This is a genomic window from Pseudomonas sp. NPDC088429, from assembly GCF_044753305.1.
GTDB classification, from domain to species: Bacteria; Pseudomonadota; Gammaproteobacteria; order Pseudomonadales; family Pseudomonadaceae; genus Aquipseudomonas; species Aquipseudomonas rustica.
Map to the genome: position 1 here is coordinate 39,143 of NZ_JBIVMX010000019.1, position 8,335 is coordinate 47,477.

General features: G+C 58.4%; 5 protein-coding genes and 1 pseudogene. All 6 read left to right on the forward strand.

Annotated elements, in window-relative coordinates:
• A pseudogene (locus ACIP66_RS12630) lies at positions 1-1,196 on the forward strand (ABC transporter substrate-binding protein); the annotation flags it as partial.
• A 299-nt stretch (positions 1,197-1,495) separates the two neighbouring features.
• The gene (locus ACIP66_RS12635; protein WP_400648457.1) at positions 1,496-3,094 is read left to right on the forward strand and encodes an ABC transporter substrate-binding protein; all 1,599 of its coding nucleotides are present in this window, start codon (positions 1,496-1,498) and stop codon (positions 3,092-3,094) included.
• A gap of 174 nt (positions 3,095-3,268) precedes the next feature.
• Positions 3,269-4,687, forward strand: coding sequence for an OprD family porin (locus ACIP66_RS12640; RefSeq protein ID WP_400648460.1), 1,419 nt, complete (start codon positions 3,269-3,271; stop codon positions 4,685-4,687).
• A 76-nt stretch (positions 4,688-4,763) separates the two neighbouring features.
• A complete protein-coding gene (locus ACIP66_RS12645; protein ID WP_053117068.1) occupies positions 4,764-6,359 on the forward strand; it encodes an ABC transporter substrate-binding protein in 1,596 nt (531 codons plus the stop codon).
• A 73-nt stretch (positions 6,360-6,432) separates the two neighbouring features.
• Positions 6,433-7,443 carry an ABC transporter permease subunit gene (locus tag ACIP66_RS12650; RefSeq protein WP_053117067.1) on the forward strand — a complete coding sequence of 337 codons (1,011 nt, stop codon included), beginning with the start codon at positions 6,433-6,435 and terminating at the stop codon, positions 7,441-7,443.
• A gap of 11 nt (positions 7,444-7,454) precedes the next feature.
• The coding region (locus tag ACIP66_RS12655) for an ABC transporter permease subunit (RefSeq protein WP_400648464.1) at positions 7,455-8,335 on the forward strand (881 nt) is incomplete at its 3' end.

Here is an 8,335-nt window from a genome sequence, read left to right on the forward strand (position 1 = left end):
GGATGGACACCAACATCACCAAGATCGATAAAGTCGACGACCACACCGTCAAGTTCACCCTGAAAGAAGTCGACGCCGCGTTCATCCAGAACATGGCCATGAGCTTCGCTTCGGTGCAGTCCGCCGAGTACGCTGCCCAGCTGCTCAAGGAAGGCAAAGCCGCCGACATCAACCAGAAGCCGATCGGCACTGGCCCGTTCGTGTTCAAGAGCTACCAGAAAGACTCCAACATCCGCTACACCGGGAACAAGGACTACTGGAAGCCTGAAGACGTGAAGATCGACAACCTGATCTTCGCCATCACCACCGACCCGTCGGTACGTATTCAGAAGCTGAAAAAGAACGAGTGCCAGGTCACCCTGTTCCCGCGTCCGGCCGACCTGAAAGCGCTGAAAGAAGATCCAGCACTGAAGATGCCTGACCAGGCGGGTTTCAACCTGGGTTACATCGCCTACAACGTGATGGACAAAGTCAAAGGCAGCAACGAAGCAAACCCGCTGGCTGACCTGCGCGTGCGTCAGGCGCTGGACATGGCGGTGAACAAGCCACAGATCATCGATTCGGTTTATCAGGGCGCGGGCCAACTGGCCGTCAACGCCATGCCGCCGACCCAGTGGTCTTACGACACCACCATCAAAGATGCCAAGTACGATCCTGAGAAAGCCAAACAGCTGCTCAAGGAAGCCGGCGTCAAGGAAGGTACCGAGATCGTTCTGTGGGCGATGCCGGTTCAGCGTCCATACAACCCGAACGCCAAACTGATGGCCGAAATGCTCCAGTCCGACTGGGCCAAGATCGGCTTGAAAGTGAAGATCACCAGCTACGAGTGGGGCGAGTACATCAAGCGCTCCAAAGGTGGCGAGAACCAGGCCATGATCATTGGCTGGAGCGGTGACAATGGTGATCCGGACAACTGGCTGAACGTGCTGTTCGGCTGCGACTCGCTCAGCGGCAACAACTTCTCCAAGTGGTGCGACAAGAAGTTCGACGGCCTCGTTAAAGAAGCCAAGCGCACAACCGACCAAGGTAAGCGCACCGAACTGTACAAAGAGGCACAACACGTCCTCAAAGATGCAGTCCCAATGACACCTATCGCTCACTCGACGGTGTACCAACCCATGCGCGCCAACGTGCAGGACTTCAAGATCAGCCCATTCGGCTTGAATTCCTTCTACGGCGTCAGCGTCAGCAAATAAGGCACTGCAGCGGCGACGTTTATGACGTCGCCGCTGTTTCACCTGCCGGGAAGTTAGGAATTTGCCTACAGCCGATTCCGCTGCAGAGACTTGCAGTGGCGAGGCCGCGTCGCCTTTTCCTACGAGGTTTTCAGGCTTTTACGCATTTACTGCCAGGCCCACGGCAAATACCGTCGGGTTCTGACCAGTTTCTGCGTGGGCCACCGGTTTGCCGTACGTATTGGATTGAGCTCAATGCGACCACAACGTTTCAGGACGAGACGCGGCGCATTGCACAACACTAAAAAAGAGGGAGCGTCATGCGCCATACCTTGGTTTTTTCCGCATTGCTGGGCGCCGGCCTGATGGCCGCCACGTCCGCGAGTTTCGCCGCCAGCAAAAGTCTGGTGTTCTGCTCTGAAGGCAGCCCCGCGGGTTTCGACACCGCGCAATACACCACGGCCACCGATAACGATGCCGCCGAACCGATCTACAACCGTCTGGTCGAGTTCGAAAAAGGCGAGACCAATGTCGTACCGGGTCTGGCCACCAAGTGGGACATTTCCGAGGATGGTCTCAAGTACACGTTTCACTTACGTGAAGGTGTGAAATTTCATACAACGCCGTACTTCAAGCCGACCCGCGACTTCAATGCCGACGACGTGCTGTTCACGTTTAATCGCATGCTTGATCCACAGCAGCCATTCCGCAAGGCTTATCCCACCGAGTTCCCGTACTTCAACGGGATGAGCCTGAACAAGAACATCGCCAAGGTCGAGAAGACCGGGCCGCTGACCGTGGAGTTCACGCTCAACAGCGTCGACGCCGCGTTCATCCAGAACCTCGCCATGAGCTTCGCCGCCGTTCTGTCCGCCGAATACGCTGACAAGCTGCTGGCCGACGGCAAACCGAGCGACATCAACCAGAAGCCGATCGGCACCGGGCCGTTCGTGTTCAAGAGCTATCAGAAAGACTCGAACATCCGCTTCACCGGCAACAAGCAGTACTGGGATCCGAGCCGGGTCAAACTCGACAACCTGATTTTCGCGATCAACACCGACGCCTCCGTGCGCGTGCAGAAGCTCAAGGCTGACGAGTGCCAGATCACCCTGCATCCGCGTCCGGCCGATGTCGACGCGCTGAAGAACGATCCGAAACTGCAACTGATCTCCAAACCGGGTTTCAACCTCGGTTACATCGCCTACAACGTCCGCCACAAGCCGTTCGATCAGCTCGAAGTGCGTCAGGCATTGGACATGGCGGTGAATAAACAAGGGATTCTCAACGCTGTTTATCAAGGCGCCGGCCAATTGGCCGTCAACGCCATGCCACCGACCCAGTGGTCTTACGACGACAGCATCAAAGACGCCGCCTACAACCCGGAAAAAGCCAAAGAGCTGCTCAAGGCTGCGGGCGTCAAAGAAGGCACCGAAATCACCCTGTGGGCGATGCCGGTGCAGCGTCCGTACAACCCGAACGCCAAACTGATGGCCGAAATGCTCCAGGCTGACTGGGCCAAGATCGGTCTGAAAGTGAAGATCGTCAGCTACGAATGGGGCGAGTACATCAAGCGCACCAAGAATGGCGAGCACGACATCAGCCTGATTGGCTGGACCGGCGACAACGGTGATCCCGACAACTGGCTCGGCACGCTGTACAGCTGCGACGCCATTGGCGGCAACAACTACTCCATGTGGTGCGATCCGGCGTACGACAAGCTGATCAAACAGGCCAAGGTCGTCACCGACCGCGACCAGCGCACCGTTCTCTATAAACAGGCTCAGCAGTTGCTGAAACAGCAAGTGCCGATCACGCCTGTTGCTCACTCGACCGTCAACCAACCGTTAAGCGTGAAGATTGAAGGGTTCAAAGTCAGCCCGTTCGGACGCAACGTTTTCTCGGGTGTCAGCATCGATTAACCCAACCGATTAGCCGCAACGCTGAGGGGCCCGTCTAGCCCCTCACGCAAGCGCTTTGCCGAAATTCGCCAATCAGGCATTTGGCAAACGTTTGCGATGTGTGAATGAGTTCTAAACCAATAACCGGCCAACCCAAAAAAGCCGGCATAAAAAGAAAGTAAAGGAGCTTCACCCATGAAACTGAGCAGCACCGCGATACTGGCCTTGGCCATAAGCAGCATCACCGCAACCGCTTATGCGGAAACCCAGAGCCAGGCGTTCACCCCGGTGACGATCAACGACAAGAGCGCCCAGGCGGAAGCCACCGGTTTCGTCGAAGGTCAATCGATCAGCGGTTCGACCCGTAACTGGTACGCCAACGAGCAACTGAAGCGTGGCGCCAAGTTCGCCTATAAAAAGGACGGTCAACTGGCTGAGACCGACCGCCGGATCAACTGGGTTCAGGGCACCATCGTCAAGTACAACTCGGGCTTCACCGAAGGTACTGTCGGTTTCAGCACTGAAATCGCGGCCTACAACGCCCTCGCGCTGGAGCGTGATCGCGAGAACCTGGCCTCCGGTAATGGCGGCGCGCCGAAAACCGGCCCGGCCTCCGGTAACAACCGTACCCTGACCCACAAAGACAACGGCGACGCCGTTGATCAGTGGAGCAAACTGGGCCTGGCCAACATCAAGGCGCGTGTTTCCAACACCACCCTGACCGCCGGCCGCATGAACTTCAGCAGCCCGCAAGTCGACGTGATCGGTAACCGTGCCCTGCCTTCGAGCTTCGAAGGTGTCGCGATCCACAGCGAAGAGTTCAACAACCTGGCGTTCGACGTGGCGACCTTCGACCGCGTCTCGCCACGTTCGGAGCAGAGCCTGCAAAAATTCCGCACTGAGTACGGCAACGGCCGGGTGGAATCCGATCACGTCAACACCGCCGGTATTTCCTACCAGCCATTCGCCAGCCTGACCACCAGCCTGTGGGGCACGCAGGCCGAAGACATCTGGAACCAGTACTACTTCGGCGCCACGCACGTATTGGGCGACAGCTCGGTACTGAGCCTGACCACCGGCCTGAACTACTACAAAACCGTCGACGAAGGCAAAAAGCTGCTGGGCGAAATCGACAACGACACCTACTCGCTGTCGTTCGGCCTGACTCACCTGGCCCACACCCTGACCTTCTCGTATCAGGAAGTGAACGGTAACGAGTACTTCGACTACCTGCACGAAACCAACGGCATCTACCTGGCCAACTCCCTGCTGTCCGACTTCAACGGCCCGAACGAGAAATCCTTCCAGGTTTCCTACGGCATCAACATGGCCGAATACGGCGTGCCAGGCCTGAAGTTCAACATCTACCAGGCGCGCGGCTGGGGCATCGACGGCACTCACTACAAGGGTGGCGGTTACGACGGCGTGCAGGCGATGGACGGCGAAACCCACTATGAATACGGCATCGGTGCAACCTACGCGGTACAGAGCGGCCCGCTCAAAGCCACCACGGTTCGCGGCACTTACACCGCTCACCGTGCCAGCGAAAACCAGGCTGACGGCAGCATCAACGAGTTCCGTCTGGTGACCACCATTCCGTTCAACATTCTGTAAAACGCCTGCCGACGGCTGACTCATGATGAGTCGGCCGTTCGGCTTTTTGTCTTCAACCGATTGCAGAGGGTTATCGATGAAAATGCTTCCCCTACGTGCGGCCATCGCGGCTGCGTTGCTGAGTGTCGCTGTTGGCGTCTCGGCCAAACCCCTAGTCGTCTGCACCGAAGCCAGCCCGGAAGGCTTCGATATGGTTCAGTACACAACTGCAGTCACGGCAGACGCTGTGGCCGAAACCATCTTCAACCGCCTGGCCGATTTCAAACCCGGCAGCACTGAAGTGATCCCGGCGCTCGCCGAATCCTGGGACATCAGCGAAGACGGTCTGACGTACACCTTCCATCTGCGCAAAGGCGTCAAATTTCACACCACCGAATACTTCAAGCCGACCCGCGACATGAACGCCGACGATGTGGTCTGGAGCTTCCAGCGTCAGCTGGATCCGAATCACCCGTGGCACAAACTGTCGAGCGTGGGCTTCCCGTACTTTGAAAGCATGGGCTTCAAAGAACTGCTCAAAAGCGTAGAAAAAGTCGACGACAACACGGTCAAGTTCACCCTGACCCGCCGCGAAGCGCCATTCCTGGCCGACATCGCGATGGCGTTCTCCTCGATCTACCCGGCCGAATACGCCGACCAGTTGCTCAAGGCCAACAAGACCGGCGACCTGAACAGCAAGCCGATCGGCACCGGCCCGTTCATCTTCCAGCGTTACGCCAAAGATGCGCAGGTTCGTTTCAAGGCCAACCCGGACTACTTCCGTGGCAAGCCACCAGCCGAAGCGCTGATTCTGGCGATCGCCACTGACAACAACGTGCGCCTGCAGAAGCTCAAGGCCAATGAGTGCCAAGTCGCGCTGTATCCGAAGCCGGATGACATCCCGAGCATCAAGAAAGACAGCAACCTGAAAGTCGAAGAACTCGACGCGATGACCGTCTCGTACATCGCCATGAACACCACGCACAAATACATGAGCGACGTGCGCGTGCGTAAGGCCATCGACATCGCCTTCGACAAGGAAGCCTACGTCAACGCGCTGTTCGGCAAGGGCAACGCCTCGGTCGCGGTCAACCCGTACCCGCCGACCTTGCTCGGCTACAACCACGACCTGAAGAATCCGCCACGCGATCTGGACAAGGCCCGCGCCCTGCTCAAGGAAGCCGGAGTACCGGAAGGCACCGTGTTTACTCTGTTTACCCGTAACGGCGGCGGCCCGACCAACCCGAACCCGATGCTCGGCGCGCAAATGATGCAGGCTGACCTGGCGAAAGTCGGGATCAAAATCGACATCCGTGTGATGGAATGGGGCGAAATGCTTAAACGCGCCAAGAACGGCGAGCACGACATGGTGTCTGCCGGATGGGCGGGTGACAACGGCGACCCGGATAACTTCCTGACGCCTATGCTCAGTTGTGAAGCGGCCAAGAACGGCGAAAACTATGCACGTTGGTGCAACGAGAAATTCCAGGCACTGCTGGATGAAGCACGGGCTAAAGTAGATCCGGCCGAACGCGCCGCGCTCTACGAACAGGCGCAAGTGCTGTTTAATCAGGATCAGCCATGGATCAGCATGGCCCACACCAGGATGTTCACGGCAATGCGCAACAACGTAGAGGGTTATCAAATCAGCCCTCTCACAACCAATAACTTCGCCACCACCCAGGTGAAGTAGATAAGAAACTCCCCGCGTCCCTGACCCCAGGGACGCCGGGCACGCCTAACCGGCTGATGAGGTACTACACAAGATGTTTAGTTTTATTGCCCGCCGACTGGGGTTATTGATCCCCACGTTTTTCGGCATCACCTTGCTGACCTTCGCGTTGATTCGCATGATCCCTGGCGACCCCGTGGAAGTGATGATGGGCGAACGTCGGGTCGACCCCGAAATGCACGCTCAGGCAATGGAACGCCTAGGTCTGAACAAACCGTTGTATGCCCAGTATCTGGACTACATCGGCAAACTGGCTCAAGGCGATCTCGGTGAATCCCTGCGCACGCGAACCAGCGTATGGACCGAGTTCTCCTCTCTATTCCCGGCGACCCTGGAACTGTCCATGGCCGCCCTGCTGTTCGCCGGCATTCTGGGCCTTCTGGCCGGGGTGATTGCGGCACTCAAGCGAGGATCCCTGTTCGACCATGGGGTGATGGGCATCTCCCTCGCGGGGTATTCGATGCCGATCTTCTGGTGGGGCCTGATCCTCATCATGTTCTTCTCGGTGAGCCTGGGCTGGACGCCGGTTTCCGGGCGGATCGACCTGCTCTACGACATCGAGCCGCGCACCGGTTTCATGCTGATCGACACGCTGCTGGCCGATGACGTCGGGGCGTTCTTCGACGCGCTGCATCACCTGATTCTGCCGGCCATCGTGCTCGGCACCATTCCGCTGGCGGTAATCGCGCGGATGACCCGTTCGTCGATGCTCGAAGTACTGCGCGAAGACTACATCCGCACCGCCAAGGCCAAAGGCCTGTCGCCGTCGCGCGTGGTATTCGTCCACGGTCTGCGTAACGCGCTGATTCCGGTACTCACCGTGGTCGGCCTGCAAGTCGGCACGCTGCTGGCCGGTGCGGTACTGACCGAAACCATTTTCTCCTGGCCCGGCATCGGTAAATGGCTGATCGAAGCCATCGGCGCGCGGGACTACCCGGTTGTGCAAAACGGCATCCTGTTAATCGCCTGCCTGGTGATTCTGGTCAACTTCGTAGTGGACATCCTCTACGGCTTTGCCAACCCACGCATCCGTCATCAGCGCTGAGGTCCAATCCAATGAGCACTCCAACTTCCTCAGTAGCGACGTCCGCCACCACCGCGGATCAAAGCCTGCTGTACCCGTCTCCGTACAAAGAATTCTGGCAAGCCTTCTCCAAGAACAAGGGCGCGGTTGCCGGCCTGATGTTCATGTTGCTGGTGATTTTCTGCGCGCTGTTCGCGCCGTGGGTCGCCCCGCACAACCCGAGCGAGCAATACCGCGACTTCCTGCTGACGCCGCCGGCGTGGCTTGAGGGCGGGCAGATTCAGTTCCTGCTCGGCACCGATGAACTCGGCCGTGATTTGCTGTCGCGTCTGATTCAGGGCTCGCGCCTGTCGCTGCTGATCGGCTTGTCTTCGGTGGTAATGTCGCTGATTCCGGGGATTCTGCTCGGTCTGTTCGCCGGTTTCTTCCCGAAGATGATTGGCCCGACCATCATGCGTCTGATGGACATCATGCTGGCCCTGCCGTCGTTGCTGCTGGCTGTGGCGATTGTCGCCATCCTCGGCCCTGGCCTGATCAACACCGTGATTGCGATTGCGGTGGTTTCCCTGCCGTCCTACGTGCGTCTGACTCGTGCCGCCGTGATGGGCGAACTGAACCGCGACTACGTGACCGCTGCGCGCCTCGCGGGTGCCGGTCTGCCACGCCTGATGTTCATCACCGTGCTGCCGAACTGCATGGCACCGCTGATCGTTCAGGCGACCCTGAGCTTCTCCTCGGCGATTCTCGATGCCGCTGCGTTGGGCTTCCTCGGCCTTGGCGTACAACCGCCAACTCCTGAGTGGGGCACCATGCTGGCTTCGGCCCGCGACTACATCGAACGCGCCTGGTGGGTGGTGAGCCTGCCTGGTTTGACCATTTTGCTCAGCGTGCTGGCAATCAACTTGATGGGCGA

Coding starts and splice junctions, on each gene's coding strand:
- ACIP66_RS12635 (WP_400648457.1), top strand. CDS start 1,496: ATGCGCCATACCTTGGTTTTTTCCGCATTGCTGGGCGCCGGCCTGATG.
- ACIP66_RS12640 (WP_400648460.1), top strand. CDS start 3,269: ATGAAACTGAGCAGCACCGCGATACTGGCCTTGGCCATAAGCAGCATC.
- ACIP66_RS12645 (WP_053117068.1), top strand. CDS start 4,764: ATGAAAATGCTTCCCCTACGTGCGGCCATCGCGGCTGCGTTGCTGAGT.
- ACIP66_RS12650 (WP_053117067.1), top strand. CDS start 6,433: ATGTTTAGTTTTATTGCCCGCCGACTGGGGTTATTGATCCCCACGTTT.